The 16,695-nt window shown below is 64.1% G+C and carries 15 protein-coding genes, 1 tRNA gene and 1 pseudogene; 14 read left to right on the plus strand and 3 right to left on the minus strand.

What is annotated here, in order from left to right:
• Positions 1–154 precede the first annotated feature (154 nt).
• Complete coding sequence (locus GC162_15220; protein ID MBI1369992.1) at positions 155–1,033, minus strand: ATP-binding cassette domain-containing protein; 879 nt, start codon at positions 1,031–1,033, stop codon at positions 155–157.
• Positions 1,030–1,962 (minus strand): hypothetical protein, encoded by a 933-nt coding sequence (locus GC162_15225; protein ID MBI1369993.1) that lies wholly within the window; start codon positions 1,960–1,962, stop codon positions 1,030–1,032. The genes GC162_15220 and GC162_15225 overlap by 4 nt, the downstream gene beginning before the upstream one ends.
• Positions 1,963–2,072: 110 nt before the next feature.
• Here GC162_15225 and GC162_15230 point away from each other — a divergent pair.
• The 6 genes from GC162_15230 (at position 2,073) to GC162_15255 (ending at position 6,446) form a co-directional block, all read left to right on the plus strand.
• Positions 2,073–2,145, plus strand: a tRNA-Ala gene (locus tag GC162_15230).
• Between the two features lie 34 nt (positions 2,146–2,179).
• On the plus strand, positions 2,180–2,488 hold the full coding sequence (locus tag GC162_15235; GenBank protein ID MBI1369994.1) for a GIY-YIG nuclease family protein: 309 nt from the start codon (positions 2,180–2,182) through the stop codon (positions 2,486–2,488).
• A gap of 83 nt (positions 2,489–2,571) precedes the next feature.
• Entirely contained in the window at positions 2,572–3,099 is a 528-nt protein-coding gene (locus GC162_15240; GenBank protein MBI1369995.1) for a sigma-70 family RNA polymerase sigma factor, read from the plus strand.
• Complete coding sequence (locus tag GC162_15245; protein MBI1369996.1) at positions 3,092–4,801, plus strand: hypothetical protein; 1,710 nt, start codon at positions 3,092–3,094, stop codon at positions 4,799–4,801. The genes GC162_15240 and GC162_15245 overlap by 8 nt, the downstream gene beginning before the upstream one ends.
• Positions 4,802–4,821: 20 nt before the next feature.
• A complete protein-coding gene (locus tag GC162_15250; protein MBI1369997.1) occupies positions 4,822–5,619 on the plus strand; it encodes a hypothetical protein in 798 nt (265 codons plus the stop codon).
• The gene (locus GC162_15255; GenBank protein ID MBI1369998.1) at positions 5,610–6,446 is read left to right on the plus strand and encodes a prepilin-type N-terminal cleavage/methylation domain-containing protein; all 837 of its coding nucleotides are present in this window, start codon (positions 5,610–5,612) and stop codon (positions 6,444–6,446) included. The genes GC162_15250 and GC162_15255 overlap by 10 nt, the downstream gene beginning before the upstream one ends.
• 366 nt (positions 6,447–6,812) lie before the next feature.
• Here the strand turns inward: GC162_15255 and GC162_15260 are convergent, their stop codons facing one another.
• Positions 6,813–8,207, minus strand: coding sequence for a Si-specific NAD(P)(+) transhydrogenase (locus GC162_15260; GenBank protein ID MBI1369999.1), 1,395 nt, complete (start codon positions 8,205–8,207; stop codon positions 6,813–6,815).
• A 138-nt stretch (positions 8,208–8,345) separates the two neighbouring features.
• Between GC162_15260 and GC162_15265 the strand changes: the two genes are divergently transcribed.
• The 8 genes and pseudogenes from GC162_15265 to GC162_15300 all read left to right on the plus strand — a co-directional run bounded on the left by GC162_15265 (position 8,346) and on the right by GC162_15300 (position 16,689).
• Positions 8,346–9,563 carry a Re/Si-specific NAD(P)(+) transhydrogenase subunit alpha gene (locus tag GC162_15265; protein MBI1370000.1) on the plus strand — a complete coding sequence of 406 codons (1,218 nt, stop codon included), beginning with the start codon at positions 8,346–8,348 and terminating at the stop codon, positions 9,561–9,563.
• Positions 9,563–9,838: an NAD(P) transhydrogenase subunit alpha gene (locus tag GC162_15270; GenBank protein MBI1370001.1), complete on the plus strand. Its 276-nt coding sequence runs from the start codon at positions 9,563–9,565 to the stop codon at positions 9,836–9,838. Before GC162_15265 ends, GC162_15270 begins: the two co-directional genes overlap by 1 nt.
• A 6-nt stretch (positions 9,839–9,844) precedes the next feature.
• Entirely contained in the window at positions 9,845–11,224 is a 1,380-nt protein-coding gene (locus GC162_15275) for an NAD synthetase (GenBank protein MBI1370002.1), read from the plus strand.
• A gap of 486 nt (positions 11,225–11,710) precedes the next feature.
• Entirely contained in the window at positions 11,711–12,889 is a 1,179-nt protein-coding gene (locus GC162_15280) for a methyltransferase domain-containing protein (GenBank protein MBI1370003.1), read from the plus strand.
• 24 nt (positions 12,890–12,913) lie between these two features.
• Positions 12,914–13,897 carry a radical SAM/Cys-rich domain protein gene (locus GC162_15285; protein MBI1370004.1) on the plus strand — a complete coding sequence of 328 codons (984 nt, stop codon included), beginning with the start codon at positions 12,914–12,916 and terminating at the stop codon, positions 13,895–13,897.
• Positions 13,894–14,601, plus strand: coding sequence for a hypothetical protein (locus tag GC162_15290; protein ID MBI1370005.1), 708 nt, complete (start codon positions 13,894–13,896; stop codon positions 14,599–14,601). The genes GC162_15285 and GC162_15290 overlap by 4 nt, the downstream gene beginning before the upstream one ends.
• Positions 14,598–16,112: an FAD-containing oxidoreductase gene (locus GC162_15295; GenBank protein MBI1370006.1), complete on the plus strand. Its 1,515-nt coding sequence runs from the start codon at positions 14,598–14,600 to the stop codon at positions 16,110–16,112. Before GC162_15290 ends, GC162_15295 begins: the two co-directional genes overlap by 4 nt.
• A gap of 4 nt (positions 16,113–16,116) precedes the next feature.
• Positions 16,117–16,689 (plus strand): annotated as a pseudogene (locus GC162_15300) (DUF2064 domain-containing protein).
• Positions 16,690–16,695 lie beyond the last annotated feature (6 nt).

Here is a 16,695-nt window from a genome sequence, read left to right on the forward strand (position 1 = left end):
TCGCTCAATCAACAAAACGGAGCGACCCGCGTCGCTCCGTTTTTTCATGCGCGCTCAAAATGACATTCCAACATTCTCAAAAATGTTGGAATGTCGCTTTGATAATGAAATGGTGTCGGCGTTCGCTCATCGCCACGTCATGACGCCATGTGCTTCACGCCGTCGCTTCGAGGATGGGGGCGATGTCGTGGTTGAAGACTTCCTGCAGAAGCTCGGCGGTGAGGCCCTGCGTCGAGTCGTGGTAGTGCACGGTGCGAGCCAGACACGCGACGCGTTCGCAGCTTGCGGCGATCGAGCGCAGATCATGGCTGACGATCACGACGGTCAGCCCGAGCTGCGCGTGCAGATTATGGATCAGGTCGGCGAAGCGGCGCTGACCGGCGAGGTCCACGCCGACCGTCGGCTCGTCCATGAGCAACACCTTCGGCCCCGCCGCCAACGCCCGCGCGATGAACACCCGCTGCTGCTGCCCGCCGCTCAGTTGCCCGATGGGCCGGGTCGCCAGTTCGCCGACGCCGACGAGCTTCATGAGCTCTTCGACGCGCTCCAGGTCCTCGCGCCGGTGCTTGCGAAAAAGCCCCGTTTTCCCAGCCAATCCCATCGTGATGACCTGCCGGACATTCACGGGAAATCGCCGCTCAAAATGATGCTGTTGCGGGACGTACCCGACGACGTCGCCGCGGCGGGTCACTTCGTCGGGGGTGAGCCCCATGACATGCACCGAGCCGGTGTATCCCGTAAGCTGCCCGAGGATGATTTTCAGCAGCGTCGTCTTCCCGCCCCCGTTGGGTCCGATGATCCCCAGGTTGCATCCCGCTTCAATGTGCAGCGTCACATCGCTCAGCGCCTCGACGTTCCCGTAGCGGTACGACACATGATCCAGACACACCGCGTCCACCCCCGCGTGATGCTCGCTGAGCGATCCGTGATGATGACAGGCGTGCAGCGAAGCGGGCGCGTGAGCGTGATCATGCGCATGGTCGTGCGAATGATCGTGGTCGTGGCCGCAGCAATGGTCGTGATCGTGCGTCATGGGCCGGACAGGGCGTCGACAAGCGTCCGCAGATTATATCGCATCAGATGTTGCCACGTATCCGCGATGGTCGAATTGGGATTGCCGATCGGGTCGAGCGTGTGAATCCTGATGCCCGTCTCGCGCGCGATGACATCCGCCACATCCGGCGGAAACTGCGGCTCGGCGAACACCGCCTGAACCCGCTTGTCATTGATCGCCTTCAGCGCCATCTCCAATCGCCGCGGCGTCATCGCCCCCGGCGCATCGACCGGCGAAAGCGTCACGACGACCTTGAGCCCGTAGCGAGCCGCGAGGCGATCGAACGCATTGTGAAACGTCACGATCCCCGCCCCCGGGAATTTCGCCAGCGCCGTTTTGTATTCCTCATCCACCGCCGCCACATCCGCCGCCAGCTTCTCATCGAGCGGCACACCGAGCTTCGCCGCCAACCCCGGCAGCGCCTTTTCGATCAACACCGGGTCGAGCCAGAGGTGCGGATTGGCCGCCAGACTTTCGTGATCCTCGTCATCGTCGTCCGCATCGCCGTCCTGATGATGATGCGCATGCCCCGTCAGCGCCCGATCGTCGATCCCCGCCAGCTCCGCCAGCGATACATGCTTGGCATCCTTCCCGCCCGTCGCCGCAAGCGACCGCTCCGCCCATGTGTCAAAACCCATCCCGACATTGACGAGCAGCGTCGCCCGGCTCAGTGCATCCGCATCCGCCGCCGTCGGCTCAAACCCGTGCGGACTGACCCCCGCCGGAACCAGACATACGACTTCCATCTTCTCCCCCACCATCTGCCGCACCAACGACGCCAGCGGCCAAATCGTCGTCACCACGACCGGCTTCCCCCCCGCGCCGGGAGCCGGATCGTGATGACACCCCCCAATCAACAACATCGCCACAAGCGCGGTCGCAACAGACAAACGATGAGCATTGACCATGGTGAACCTTTGATGTGCATGCCCATGCCCCGGTTACGCTCCGTCAAAGATCAAAGTTCGCGCTCCTTGCCGCCGCCCGGTCGCCTGTATACACTACTTCCTTCCCTCACGGGGCGGTAGCTCAACTGGGAGAGCGCCTGAATCGCATTCAGGAGGTTGTGGGTTCGATCCCCATCCGCTCCATTCTGCGACGCTCAGCTTCGCTGAGCTATGCAGAATGCCCTGCGTAGCACGGCGTCAGCCGGGCGAAGCAGGGCCGAACGCAAGTCATCTTCCGGGCTTCGGCATGTACGTTTACCAGATCCGATCCATCGCGAGCCCCGATGAGCGGTACATCGACTCGAGGCACAACCTCAAAAAACGCCTCGCCGAGCACAACGCCCGCTGCTCGCCTCATACCAGCAAACACGCCCCCTGGCGTCTTGAAGTGGCCCTGCACTTCGCTGACCCCGCCAAGGCCGCCGCCTTCGAGCGCTACCTCAAGCATGGCTCCGGCCACGCCTTCGCCCACCGCCACTTCTGGTAACCCCCGACTAACCCTCCCCCAACCCCCCCCTCTTTTTTGTATAGATTCCCCTCCGTCGACGAACCTATTTGACGGAGAGTTCCATGCCCATCGATCAGCACACGCTTGTCCGCACGCTGCTTCGCGATCGCAGCAAGCTGTTCGCCTACATTCTCTCCATCGTCCGTGATGAGCATCTGGCCGAGGATGTGTTTCAGGATGTGAGCATCCTCGCCCTCGACAAGTGCAGCGAGATCCGCGATGTCCAGGCCCTGCCGGTCTGGATCCGCCGGGCCGCCCGGTTCAAGGCCCTCGCCGCTCTGGAAAAAGACGCCCGCACCCCCGCCAGCTTCGACAACGAACTGCTCGACCTCATCGACGGTGAATGGCCCCGCTTCGACGCCCTGGCCCCCAGCGACCTCAACGAAGCCCTCCGCCAGTGCCTTTCCGAGCTGACCCCCAACAATCATCAGATCATCGAGATGCGCTACGGCCAGAACCTCAAGTCCGGCCAGATCGCCCAATCCCTCGGCCGCACCGCCCACGCCGTCTACATCGCCCTCGCGCGCATCCACAAACAACTCGCCGCCTGCATCGAGCACCGCCTCCGGCAGGAGCGCGCCGATGCCTAAAGCAGCCCCCTCCATCGCCGAACTGACCTTCGCCTACCTCGAGCGCGACATCGCCCCCGAGTCCCTCGCCGATCTGCGTGAGCGGCTCGCCGCCGACTCCGCCGCCCGCCGCACCTTCATCCTGACCTGCCTCCAGTCCCGCCTCCTCGTCGACCGATTCAACGAACGCACGGATCAGACGCTTCGCCGCGAAGCGCCGCTTCCTTCGGCCAAGCTCAAGGCAGGCAGCGCCGGCGTGGGCCTGCCACAAGCGACTTCCGCATCCCCCCACGCCGACGCTGAGCCCGCCCCGGGGCGAAGCGTCTGGTACACCAAAGGGTTCAGGGTTCAGGGTTCAGGGTTCAGCTTCAAAGCAGCGATCGCCGCGCTCATTCTCCTCGCCGCCGCGCTGCTCTATGTCTTCCTGCCCACTGCTCCGAACTCCCCGCTCCCCGCTCCCCACTCCGCCGCCCCGGCATCTTTCGCCATCCTCTCCGACCGCTCCGACGACGCTCAGTTCGCCGATGCCGACCTCTCCCTCGGCGAAGGCCTCAACACGCCAATCAAACTCACCGCCGGCCGCGCTCAAGTCATGTTCAAGTCCACCGCCGTCGTCGATCTGACCGGCCCGTGCGAGTTTGCGATGACCGGCCCCAACCGCGGGCGTCTCGCCTCCGGCAAACTCGAAGCATACTGCCGTCCCGAAGCGCGTGGGTTCACCGTCGATTTGCCCGACGGCTCGCGCATCGTTGATCTGGGAACCGCCTTCGTCCTCCAGATCGACCCGGTCGGCAATGCGTTTGTTCAGGTTACCGAAGGTCACGTTCGACTCGAGGGTCGCGCTGACAAACCGATCGAACTGGCCGCCGGCCAGCGCGGCACGATCGATCGCTTCGGACGCGCCACCGACACGGATCAGCTCGCCGACGATCACCTGGCCGGCGTGTACGACTTTGAATCCGCACAGGCCAGTCCCCGCGGCGTGCCCCTTGATCAGCCCAACGGCAACGACGGTTGGAAACGCGTCGGCGGGACCGGACAGAACCACACCATGCGCGTGCGCAATGACCATCCGCCCGATGCGAACTTCAAAGGCAACTACCTCGACGCCCGCGCGGACAACGCCGGCGATGAAATGTACGTTCGCCCGGCCGATGCCGCGTTCGCACCCCGCATCGCCTCCGATGCACAGGTGGTGTCCGTCTCCTTCATCGTCAATCAGGCCGAGGACCCCCTCGCCCAGGCCTTTGTCGGCATCGGCTCGCCCGGTGCCGGACATATCCGCTTCGGCATGACGCATCTGAACCAATGGACCGTCCGCAACACCGACGAAACATTCGCATTTGAGGCGCCCGGGCCCGGCCCCGCCCGGATCGACCGTCAACCCCGAACCTACCGCGCCACGCTCAACATCTTCATCAATCACGATAACCCCGCGCAAACCACCGCCAGTCTGCGCGTCGAGAATCTCACCGACGGCGGGTCGACCTTCGTCGCCTCGCGCATTGCCCTGCCCTTGTCCGCCGCCGCCGCCGATCCGTCGAAATGGACCAGTTTATCTGCCCGCGTGCGCCGCGCCGCCGTCGATGACATCGTCATCGGCTACACGCTCGCCCCCCCATCCGATCGATCTGAACCCACATCCAAAGCACCGGCCGATCGCCATCGCGAAGCGACCGCCCGAGGCCCGCTCCCGAAGGAAGTTCCTTTCGGAGAAAAATGACCCTTTCTGGAGATTCAAGCATGACACAACGAACACGCCTGTTGATGATCCTCGCCTTGGCGACCGCAGGGCTCGCCGCGCCCGCCTTGGCGAACGTCATCACGGTCAACGCGGGAACCTACGACTTCTCGACCGCCACCGCCTCCGCCGCCGGGGTATCCATCACCGGCAACGATAACTGGACCCGGATTGGCGGCACCGGCATCGGCACCGACGATCTGGTCCGCAGCGCCGGCCAACCGGATGCCAACTTCGTGGGTAATTGGCTCTCCGGTTCCGGTGGCGACGACCTCTACACCCGTGCCAATAACGGCGCCTTCACATACAGCGTCCCCGCCACGGCCCTGACCGTCTCGCTCGCCTACACCCTGCGGACCAATAACGCCACGCAGGTCATCTTCGGCGTCAATACGACGGGCGGGATTCTGCAATTCGGGACCAACGCCACCGATGACTGGTGGTTCCGCGAGTTCAACGGCACCATCCACACCCTCGCCGACGGCTCGGGCACGCCCGACGACCTGACGGCCACCCTGCGCACCTACCGCGCCACGCTCACCGTCGACGTGGCCGCCAAGACGGTCTCCCTCTCGGTGGCGAACCTGTCGCTGGGCGGGTCGGCCACCGTCGCCAGCGGCGTCGCGCTCGACAGCGCCACGTTCGTCAATCCGTCGAACTGGAACGGCCTGTTCACGCGCACCCGCGGCGCGATCGACAACTTCAACATCAGCTACACCGTCCAGGAGATACCCACTCCCGCGGCCCTGCCCGCGGGACTGCTGCTGCTCACCTTGGCGGCGCAACGCCGATGGCGGTAACCGCGCTGCCGGACCCGGGCCGGGCCCGGCGCGTCCGGTCCGCACAGACCGAGCTGACCATGAAACGTTCCCCACATGGCTTCACCCTCGTCGAACTGATGGTCGTCGTCGCGATCATCCTCGCACTGCTGGCGATCCTCCTGCCGGCGATGGGGCGCGCGCGGGAGGCGGCCAACCGCGCCACCTGCGCGTCGCGGCTCCATCAGCTCGGCGTCGGCTCTCTCGTCTTTGCCGGCGACCGGTTCGGTCGACTGCCCGATCTGGGCCCCGGAACCGCCTCCGTCTCGCAAGGCAACCACCCTGTCATCTTCATGTGGAGCATCCCCGACACCGACATCCTCCTCGGCGGATATCTGGGCAACGACTACCGTCTCATGCAATGCCCGACCTATGACGCCGCATTTGACCTCGCTCACCATCTCAGCGGCAACCCCGACGCGCACGGGTTCAACTACCGCTACGCCGGGTTCATCACGACGCTGACCTATCGCTGTCAGCCGGCGTATCCCAACGGCACGATCGATCTGAACGGCGATGGCATGGGCGAGCGCCTCCGAGCACTGACGCTTCACGACCAACTGGTCGTCGAGCCGATGCTCTTCGGCGACATCGTCACCGAGTTCACGCCGGGCATTTACTCCTGGAACGGGATGCCCGTCTCGCACGCAGCGGGCAGCAGCGCCAAACCGGCCGGCGGCAACAATCTCTGGCGCGACGGCCATGTCGCCTGGACCGACTTCGACCAGATGACCGCCAACTACTCCCACGCGTCGCCGCCGGGCGTAGGCACCGGTCTTCGAGACATGTTCTGGCGCCTTACCCCCTGATCGATCGCGCGACATCGCCCGGCGATTTCCCCCGTCCTCCATGACTTCGACCACGCGCCGACCACCGACTTCACCCACCTCCGGTTGGGTCATTTCACCCATTTTGCGCACAACCGTTTCGTCATTCGCGCACCGGGAAGGCAAATCGGACGCGGCGGTGCGCACGCGTTTTTGTAAGTCCTTATTCGATCGCGCACCGGCGCGCCGCGATTGCCGCGCCGATGCGCACAGGTCCGCCCGGTGCGCGCGATGGGCCGTGATGATGCGTCAAATCCCCGATTTTTGAGCCGGCAACGGGGGCGCACGGGAAGGGCGAAAAAACGCGGACCTGCCGCGCCCGTGCGAACGGGTGATCCGCCCCAAAACTCAGAACACGCGGTTGAGCCCGTTGAGCGCCGCGACGCGGTAGGCCTCGGCCATGGTGGGGTAGTTGAAGGTCGTGTTGACAAAGTAGTCGAGGGTGTTTTGCGGAGCGGGTTGGGTCATGATGGCCTGACCGATGTGGATGATCTCGGGGGCCTGGTCGCCGAAGCAGTGAATACCGAGGATTTCCAGCGTTTCGCGGTGGAACAGGAGCTTGAGCATGCCCATGGTGTTCCCGGTGATCTGAGCGCGGGCGAGGGAGCGGAAGAGCGCCCGGCCGACTTCGTAGGGGACCTTCGCCTCGGTGAGCTGGCGTTCGGTGCGGCCGACGCTGGAGATGCCGGGGGTGGTGTAAATGCCGGTGGGGATGTACTGGACGAGGTGATGATGGACGTTGGGGTCGATGATATGCGACGCGGCGAATCGGCCTTGATCGTAGGCGGCGCTGGCGAGCGCCGGGGGGCCGATCACGTCGCCGACGGCGTAGATGTGCGGCAGCTTCGTCTGATAGTCCTGATTGACGGCGATCTGCCCGCGGTGGTTGGGCTCAAGGCCGATGTCTTCGAGGCCCATCCCATCGGTGTTGCCGGTCCGTCCGTTGGCCCAGAGGAGGGCTTCGGTCTTGAGCGCTTTGCCGGACTTGAGGTAGAGCACGACGCCATCGTCGAGCGGCTCGATCCGCTCGCATTCCTCGTCGTGACGAATCAGCGTGCCGGTGTCGCGCATGTGATACGCCAGCGCGTCGATGATCTCATCGTCGAGAAATTCCAGCAGTTTCGAGCGTGTATTGACCAGGTTGATCTTCACATCCAGCCCGCGGAACATCGAGGCGTATTCACAGCCGATCACCCCGGCCCCGTAGATCGTCAGCGACGAGGGCGTGTCGCGCATCTTCAATACGGTGTCAGCGTCGAAGATACGCGGGTGATTGAAATCGACGTCGACGGGCCGATAGGGACGAGAGCCGGTGGCGATGATGAAGTGGGCGGCTTCGTAGTGCTCCTCGATGCCGTGATGGGTGCGGATGCAGATGGTATTGGCGTTGTGAAAGCGGGCGTGACCGGCGATGATCGGGACGTTGTTGCGGCCGTAGAACCCCTCGCGCATGGACACCTGCGAACGGACGACGGACTCGGCGGTGCGGACAATCTGTCCGAACGGCGGGCGGTCGTTGTAGCCGCGCGGGGCGAAGGGGGAGCGGAGGCATTCGTTCATGCGGGCGATGGCATGGCGCAGGGCTTTCGAGGGGATCGTGCCCCAATGCGTGCATCCGCCGCCGACGGTGGCGTAGCGTTCGACGACTGCGACGCGCTTGCCTTCCTTGGCGGCCTTCATCGCCGCGCCTTCGCCGCCGGGTCCGCTGCCGATCACAATCACGTCAAAATATCGTTGGGTCATGGCTCATCCCTGAGTTCATCATCGGGCCGGTGAAAGTGCATGTTAAGCCACTGGACCGCGCCTGTCATTGTGGGTAAGTTAGATTCCGACGCGAACACGCATTGCGGGTCCGGTGCGTTGGGCCCATCGAGGTCGGCAATGATCGTCGGTATTCCGCGTGAAACCTATCCGAACGAGCGTCGGGCGGCGCTAGCGCCCGAGGCGATCCCCCTGCTGCAAAAGCTCGGCCTTTCCGTGCTGATCGAACCCGACGCCGGCGCCGCCGCCGGGTTCACCAATGAGGCCTACCGGCACAAAGGCGCGACGCTGGCAAGTGATCGCGCCGAAGTCTTCGCGAAAGCAAACATTGTTGCCCAAGTCCGATGCCCCGGCGCCAATCCCGAGCATGGCCCCGCCGACATCGCCCTGCTGCGTGCGGATCATGTGTTGATCGGTCACTCCGAACCGCTTCTCGCATACGAACTCAACCAGTCGATCGCCCGCTCCGGCGCGACGCTTTTCGCCATGGAGCTGATCCCCCGCATCTCGCGGGCTCAGTCGATGGACGCCCTGTCGAGCCAAGCGAATCTGGCTGGCTACAAGGCCGTGCTGCTTGCCGCCGAGCATATGCGGCGGATTTACCCCATGATGATGACCGCCGCCGGGACCCTCAAACCCGCCCGCGTCTTCGTCATCGGCGCCGGCGTGGCGGGCCTGCAGGCGATCGCCACGGCCAAGCGCCTCGGGGCCGTCGTCAGCGCGATCGATGTGCGGCCGGACGTGAAGGATCAGGTCGAATCGCTCGGCGCCCGCTTCGTCATGCCGCCGAGCATGGCGGAGGGCGAAGGCGGCTACGCGAAGGAAATGACCGACGCGCAGAAGCAGGAGCAGCAGAAGATGATGGCCGACACGATCGCCGAGTCGGATGTCGTCATCACCACCGCCGCCATCCCCGGTCGCCCCTCGCCCAAACTCATCGCCGCCGAAACGGTCGACCGCATGGCCCCGGGGTCCGTCATCGTCGACCTCGCCGCCGAGCGCGGCGGCAATTGCGCCCTGACCCACCCCGACAAAATCATCACGCATCACGACGTCACGATCATCGGCATCAACAATGTCCCGAGTCTCGTCCCGCAGGACGCGACGACGATGTACGCCGGCAACATCACCAAACTCCTCCAGCACATCGTCAACAAAAAAGGCGAAATCGTCATCGACATGACCGACGCCATCACCGGCGGCACCGTCCTGTGTCGCAACGGCGAAGTGGTGCATCCGCGCGTGCGGGAGTTGATGGGGTTGCCGAAACTCGAAGCTGCTAAGCCGCCGTCAGATCCCGAGCGGGTCGAGGGGCAAGCGGCGGGAGGAAATCCGTAATGGACTTCATCATTCTTCTGACCGTCTTCGTGCTCGCGATTTTCATCGGGTTTGAGATCATCACCAAGGTCCCCCCGACGCTGCACACGCCGCTCATGTCCGGGTCCAACGCCATCTCCGGCATCACCATCGTCGGCGCCCTGCTCGCGACGCACCTCGAAAACACATGGGTCGGCACCACCCTCGCCTTCTTCGCCATCGTCATGGCGATGATCAATGTCGTCGGCGGATACATGGTCACGCACCGCATGCTTGGCATGTTCAAAAAGAAATAGCCGTCTATGCCTGACTGGCTCATCAATCTCGCGTACCTCGTCGCCTCCGTGCTGTTCATCCTCGGCATCAAGGGCATGACGCACCCGCGCACCGCCGTCCGGGGCAATCTCATCAGCGCCATCGGCATGGCGATCGCCATCATCGTCACCCTCGCACACGGCGGGATCAACTACGGCGTCATCGCCGGCGGCGTCATCGTCGGTTCCGCCATCGGCGCACTCTTCGCCATCCGTGTGCCCATGACCGGCATGCCGCAGATGGTCGCCCTGCTCAATGGTTTCGGCGGCGGCGCGAGCGTCTGCGTGGCGTGGGCCGAGCTGATCAATCCCGCGACGCATTACGAGGTACAGGGCACCAGTGCCATCGCCCTGACCGGCTTCGTCGGCGCGATCACGTTCTGGGGCTCCGGCGTGGCGTGGGCGAAACTTGAGGAAATCAAGCAGTTCAAGAACCCCATCGCCTTCCCGATGCAGCAGCTTGCCAATGCGGTGATGATGCTCATCGTGATCGGGCTCGGCGTCTGGATGGTCCTGCAACCGGAGCACGGGCTGATTGCGTTCATCTTCATCGTCATCGTGTCGTCGGTCATGGGCTTCACACTGACGAGCCCCATCGGCGGGGCCGACATGCCCGTCGTCATCGCCCTGCTCAACAGCTACTCCGGCATCGCCGCCGCCATGGCCGGGTTCATCATCGACAACACCGTCCTCATCATCACCGGCTCCCTCGTCGGCGCGTCGGGCGTCATTTTGACTTCGATCATGTGCAAGGCGATGAACCGCTCGCTGGCGAATGTCATCTTCGGCAACATCGACGCCTCCGCCGCGACCGCCACCGCCGACGAAGTCTACGAAGGCAAGATCAAAGCCGTCAGCCCCGAAGAAATCGCCATGATGCTCGACGGCGTGCAGCGCGTCGTCATCGTGCCCGGCTACGGCATGGCCGTCGCGCAGGCGCAGCACGCCGTGCGCGATCTGTATCAGCTTCTGCAGGACCGCGGCGTCAATGTCGAGTTCGCCATCCACCCCGTCGCCGGCCGCATGCCCGGGCACATGAACGTCCTGCTCGCCGAGGTGGACATTCCCTACGACAAACTCATCGAAATGGACCAGATCAACGCCGAGTTCGCGCAAGTCGATGTGGCGATCGTGCTCGGCGCCAACGATGTCGTCAACCCCGACGCCCGCAAGACCAACAGCCCCATCGCCGGCATGCCCATTCTCGACGTCGACAAGGCCCGCACCGTCATCGTCGTCAAACGCAGCTTGAGCCCCGGCTTCGCGGGCATCCCCAATCCGCTCTTCGCGGCGGACAATTGCCTGATGTACTTCGCTGACGGCAAAAAAGCCGTCATGGACCTCATCGCGGCGATGAAGGAGAATTGATCGCGAAGGGCTTCCCGCACTCCCGCGGGTTTGGGGGATCAGGATCGAATTGACCAATGACAAATGCCTAATGACAAATTGAATCGGTCATCAGGCATTAGGCGTTTGTCATTGACGCCATGTGCAAGTTTCCGCCGGGCATGGAATCCATTTTTAAGACAGCGTGGGCCACGAAGACGCGAAGAAAGACAGGGAGGAAGCGTGTGATTCGCGTCTGTTCGGTCATTCTTCATCGCCTTCCTTCGCGTCTTCGCGCCTTCGTGGCTCATTTCGCCTTCTTCCATGCCCGTCATCCAATGACAAAAACCCGCACATGGCGTCATTGGGCAATTTCGACCAGCATCTAAACCGAACGAACCATGTTGATCGTAGTGGATTCTTCTTGCCGGCGTGATGCGGTACAATCTTCATCATTGACCACCCTGAATCGAAGTGCGGGTCCGTACATCGCCCCTCGGTCGTGTCGTCTTTTATCAGGAGTTCCCGATGACCTCTCCCAATCATGTCGAAGACGCGGTGCTGGAGCGATACGCGCGGGGCGCTGAGGCCGTCGAACCGGCGTTGTGTTGTCCGGTGGAGGATTATGAAGGTCAATACCTGGCCGCGCTGCCGAAGGAGATCATCGAAAAAGACTACGGCTGCGGCAATCCGTCGCGCTGGGCGCGCGAGGGCGATGTCGTCGTCGACCTCGGCTCCGGTGCGGGCAAAATCTGTTACATCCTCGCGCAAAAGGTCGGTCCGATGGGGCAGGTCATCGGCGTCGACTTCAACGACGCCATGCTCAACATCGCACGCAAATATCAGAATCCCCTCGCCGAGCAGTTCGGCTATGGCAACACGCGCTTCGTCAAGGCGAAGATTCAGGACCTGGCGCTCGATCTGGATCGCATGGCGGCGTGGCTGGCGGAGCATCCGGTCACGTCGATCGCGGACATGCAGCGCTATGAGGCCGAGTGCGATCGGCTTCGGAGCGACGAGCCGATGATCGCTGATGCGAGCGTCGATCTGGTCGTGAGCAACTGCGTACTGAACCTGGTGCGGGCGCGGGACAAACAGCAGCTTTTCGCCGAGATTTTCCGCGTGCTCAAGCGCGGCGGGCGAGCCGTCATCAGCGACATCGTCTGCGATGAAGACCCGACGCCCGACATCATTGCCGACCCCGAACTCTGGTCCGGGTGCATCAGCGGCGCATTCCGCGAAGATCGATTCCTGGCCATGTTCGAGGAAGCCGGTTTCCACGGCGTCGAGATTCTTGCGCGGGCCGGCGAGCCGTGGCGAACGATCGACGGCGTGGAGTTTCGCTCGATGACCGTGCGGGCGTACAAGGGTAAGGACGGTCCGTGCATGGATCGCCGTCAGGCGGCGGTGTACAAGGGGCCGTGGAAAACGGTCACGGATGATGATGGTCACACCTATGTGCGCGGACGGCGGATGGCGGTGTGCGAGAAGACGTTCGCACTGCTCACCGAGCCGAGCGGGCCGTACGCGGCGCAGATGATCGGCATCGAGCCGTACGACACGGTGCCGCACGAGCGCGCCGAGCCGATGGACTGCCGGCGGAATATGTTCCGCGCGACGACGGAAACGAAAGGCGAAGCATATCCCAAGACGGACGGCGAGCCCGATGCGTCGTGCTGCGATCCGGGCAATGGCAAGTGCTGCTGAGCGGAAGGATTGATGATGGCAACGATGGGTCACACGACGAGCGATCCGAATGCGTTCGATGCGGCGGTCGGCGGCGAACTCCGCGCAGCGGAGGCCATCACGACGATTCAGGTCAACGTCGGCCTGACGTGCAATCTCGCTTGTCATCATTGCCATGTCGTGTCGGGGCCGAACCGCACGGAGCAGATGCGTTGGGCGACGATGGAGCATGTGCTGGCGGCGGCGGCCCGGAGCGGCGCGACCTTGCTGGACATCACGGGCGGCGCGCCGGAGATGAACCCCCACTTCCGCGCGTTCGTCGAGGCGGCGCGGCGCATGGGCCTCGAGGTGATGGTCCGTACGAATCTGACGATTCTGCTTCAGGCGGACTGCACCGATTTGCCCGGGTTTTTCCGACGTCATCGCGTGCATCTCGTCGCATCGCTGCCGTGCTACCTTCAGAAGAATGTCGATCAACAGCGCGGGCGGCATGTGTACGTCGAGAGCATCGAGGCGATGAAGCGGCTCAACGCCGTCGGGTACGGCATCGATGCGGACCTGCCGCTCGATCTGGTGTACAACCCGCTGGGACCGAGTCTGCCGCCGGATCAGGGGTCGCTCGAAGCGGACTACCGGCGCATGCTCGCGTCGATGCACGGCGTGCGGTTCACGCGGCTGTTGACGATCACGAACATGGCGATCGGTCGGTTTCTGCATGACCTTGAGCGCGACGGAAAGGCCGAGGCGTATCAGCAATTGCTGCGCGAATCGTTCAACCCCGCCGCCGTCGATCCGCTCATGTGCCGGCATCAATTGCATGTCAGCTTCGACGGGCGCGTGCATGATTGCGACTTCAACTACGCGTTGAATCTGCAGTGCGATCCGGCGCTGCCGGCAACGATCGATCGCTTCGACCCGGCGGCGTTCGCGCGACGTCGCATCGTCACGGGCGACCACTGCTTCGGCTGCACCGCCGGCTGTGGATCGAGCTGCGGCGGCGCCCTCGTCGAAAGCGCGCCGACGGGATGAAATCGCTCCGGCCCATCCTGATCGGCATCGTGCTCATCGCCGCCGCGGCGTGCCTCTTCCTCCTGCCGGTCAAGACGTACCTGCGGGACTTTCTGCAATGGGTCGACGGGCTGGGCGTGTGGGGGCCGGTGCTGGTCGCCGCCGTCTATGTGCCCGCCACCGTACTCTTCATCCCCGGCTCGATCATCACACTCGGCGCCGGCGCGATCTTCGGCGTCGTCGTCGGAACCGTCGCCGTCTCCATCGGCAGCACGCTCGGCTCGACGTGCGCGTTTCTGATCGCCCGCTTCGCCGCTCGCGACTGGGTCGCCCAAAAAGTCGCCGGCAGCCCCAAGTTCGCCGCCATCGACCGGGCCGTCGGCCGCGAGGGATTCAAGATCGTCCTGCTCACGCGACTTTCCCCCGTGTTTCCGTACAACCTGCTGGGCTATTTGTATGGGATCACGAACGTGAAGCTTCGTGATTATTTTCTGGCGAGTTGGGTCGGCATGATTCCCGGCACGGTGTTGTACGTCTATCTCGGTTCGCTGGGCGGCTCGCTCGCCAAGGTCGCCGCCGGCGAAGCGCCCAAGGCCGGGGCGCTGCAGTGGTCGCTTTACGCGCTGGGCTTCATCGCCACCGTGTTCGTCACCGTGCTCATCACGCGCATCGCCACGCGTGCCATGCGAGCCGACCTCGACCTGTCCGAGGAAGCGCAGGCATGAGCAAACCTGTGAACGTTATGCCGATGGATGCCTACAACGCGCGGCTCGTTGAAGCCGTGCATCCGCCGACGTGGGTGAACCCCAAGCCGACGGGCGTGTACGACATGCTCGTCATCGGGGCCGGCACGGCGGGGTTGGTGACGGCGATCGCCTGCCGCGGATTCGGCAAACGTGTCGCGCTGATCGAGCGTCATCTGATGGGCGGCGACTGCCTGAACGTCGGCTGCGTGCCGAGCAAGGCGCTCATCCGGGCGGCACGCGCCGCGGCGGAGGTGCGCGATGCGGAGAAGTTGGGCGTGAAGATCAGCGGGTACGCGGTGGACTTTCCCGCCGTGATGGAGCGGATGCGGAAATTGCGGGCGGAAATCGCGCCGCATGACGGGGCAAAGCGTTTCGCGTCGCTGGGAATCGATGTGTTTTTGGGTGATGCGAAGTTCGAGGGACCGGATTCGGTGAGCGTCGGCGGGACGACGCTGGAATTTCACAAGGCGTGCATCGCCACCGGCGGTCGCCCGGCCGCGCCGGACATGCCGGGGCTCGCCTCGGCGGGATATCTGACGAACGAGACGATCTTCACGCTGACTGAACTGCCCGCGCGGCTGGCGGTCATCGGGGCCGGGCCGATCGGGTGCGAGATGGCGCAGGCCTTCGCGCGATTCGGGTCACAAGTGACGCTCATCACGACCGATCACGGCGTGCTCCCCCACGAGGAACCGGCGGCGAGCGCGATCGTCCGGGCATCACTACATCGCGACGGCGTGACGATTCACGAAGGCGGGCGTCATGCACGCATCGAAACGCACGGCCCGACGAAGCGGATCGTTCTCGGTTCAAACGTCATCGACGTCGATGCGATTCTCCTGGCCGCGGGGCGGCGGCCCAATGTCGAGGGCCTGGGCCTGGAGCGCGCCGGCGTCGACTACGACCCGCGCGGCGTGAAGGTCGATGACCATCTGCGAACGACCAATCGTCGCATTTTCGCGGCGGGCGACATCTGTTTTCCGTACAAGTTCACGCACGCCGCCGATGCGTGTGCGCGGATCGTGACGCGCAACGCCATGCTGCCGTGGCTGCCGTTTGCAGCGAAAGCGTCGAAGCTGGTGATGCCCTGGTGCACGTACACGGACCCGGAAGTCGCCCGCGTCGGCCGATCGGCGCTCGAACTGACGGAGGCGGGCGTCGACATTGAGACGGTGACGATCGAGATGGGCGAGGTCGACCGGGCGATGCTCGATGAGCAGACGAAGGGCGTGCTGATCGTGCATGTCAAACGACGCTCGGGGCGTATCCTCGGGGCGACGCTCGTGTCCGCTCACGCCGGCGAGACGATCGGCGAATTGACGGCCGCGATGACGCATGGATTGACACTGCAATCACTTTCCAAAGTGATTCATCCGTACCCGACGCAGGCGGAGGCGATCAAGCGGGCGGGCGATGCATACTTCCGCATACTGCTTTTGCGATGGCGCGACCGGTTGACTCACCTTTTTTCCGGGAAGTCGGTAAAGTAGCGGCATGAAGCGCCGCCTGATCATCTTCACGCGCTACCCCGAACCAGGCAAAGTCAAAACTCGTCTCATCCCGTCACTCGGCCCCGAGGGCGCGGCGAATCTGCAACATCAACTGACGCATCACACGCTGGGCTGGGCCGACGAGGTGCGCGATATCGAAGTCGAAATGCGCTACACCGGCGGCGATGCACAGCAGATGGCGTCGCTGTACGGCGCGCGGCGGTACGTCGATCAGGGCGACGGCGATCTGGGGCAGCGGCTGGCGCGGGCGTTCAGCGAGGCGTTCGCGGAGGGCTGTCAGCGCGTGGCGGCGATCGGGACGGACTGCCCCGACCTGACCGACCGCGTGATTCACCGGGCGCTGGAGCTTCAGAACAACGAAGTGCTCATTCGGCCGGCGACCGACGGCGGATATTGTCTGATTGCGCTGTCGGGCCCGCATGTCGCGGTGTTTGAAGGCATCGAATGGGGCACCGGCCGCGTGTTCGCGCAGACGTTTCAGCGCGCCGCGGCGCTGGGGCTTGTCGTCAAGGACGATCTGCCGGCGTTGCACGACATTGATCGGCCGGAGGATCTGGTTCAC

Source organism: Planctomycetota bacterium (assembly GCA_016125255.1).
Classification (GTDB): Bacteria; Planctomycetota; Phycisphaerae; order Phycisphaerales; family Zrk34; genus RI-421.

Bases quoted from the DNA above. Each gene is read 5' to 3' on its own strand.
- GC162_15220 (MBI1369992.1), bottom strand. From the start codon at position 1,033: ATGACGCACGATCACGACCATTGCTGCGGCCACGACCACGATCATTCG.
- GC162_15225 (MBI1369993.1), bottom strand. From the start codon at position 1,962: ATGGTCAATGCTCATCGTTTGTCTGTTGCGACCGCGCTTGTGGCGATG.
- GC162_15235 (MBI1369994.1), top strand. From the start codon at position 2,180: ATGCCCTGCGTAGCACGGCGTCAGCCGGGCGAAGCAGGGCCGAACGCA.
- GC162_15240 (MBI1369995.1), top strand. From the start codon at position 2,572: ATGCCCATCGATCAGCACACGCTTGTCCGCACGCTGCTTCGCGATCGC.
- GC162_15245 (MBI1369996.1), top strand. From the start codon at position 3,092: ATGCCTAAAGCAGCCCCCTCCATCGCCGAACTGACCTTCGCCTACCTC.
- GC162_15250 (MBI1369997.1), top strand. From the start codon at position 4,822: ATGACACAACGAACACGCCTGTTGATGATCCTCGCCTTGGCGACCGCA.
- GC162_15255 (MBI1369998.1), top strand. From the start codon at position 5,610: ATGGCGGTAACCGCGCTGCCGGACCCGGGCCGGGCCCGGCGCGTCCGG.
- GC162_15260 (MBI1369999.1), bottom strand. From the start codon at position 8,207: ATGACCCAACGATATTTTGACGTGATTGTGATCGGCAGCGGACCCGGC.
- GC162_15265 (MBI1370000.1), top strand. From the start codon at position 8,346: ATGATCGTCGGTATTCCGCGTGAAACCTATCCGAACGAGCGTCGGGCG.
- GC162_15270 (MBI1370001.1), top strand. From the start codon at position 9,563: ATGGACTTCATCATTCTTCTGACCGTCTTCGTGCTCGCGATTTTCATC.
- GC162_15275 (MBI1370002.1), top strand. From the start codon at position 9,845: ATGCCTGACTGGCTCATCAATCTCGCGTACCTCGTCGCCTCCGTGCTG.
- GC162_15280 (MBI1370003.1), top strand. From the start codon at position 11,711: ATGACCTCTCCCAATCATGTCGAAGACGCGGTGCTGGAGCGATACGCG.
- GC162_15285 (MBI1370004.1), top strand. From the start codon at position 12,914: ATGGGTCACACGACGAGCGATCCGAATGCGTTCGATGCGGCGGTCGGC.
- GC162_15290 (MBI1370005.1), top strand. From the start codon at position 13,894: ATGAAATCGCTCCGGCCCATCCTGATCGGCATCGTGCTCATCGCCGCC.
- GC162_15295 (MBI1370006.1), top strand. From the start codon at position 14,598: ATGAGCAAACCTGTGAACGTTATGCCGATGGATGCCTACAACGCGCGG.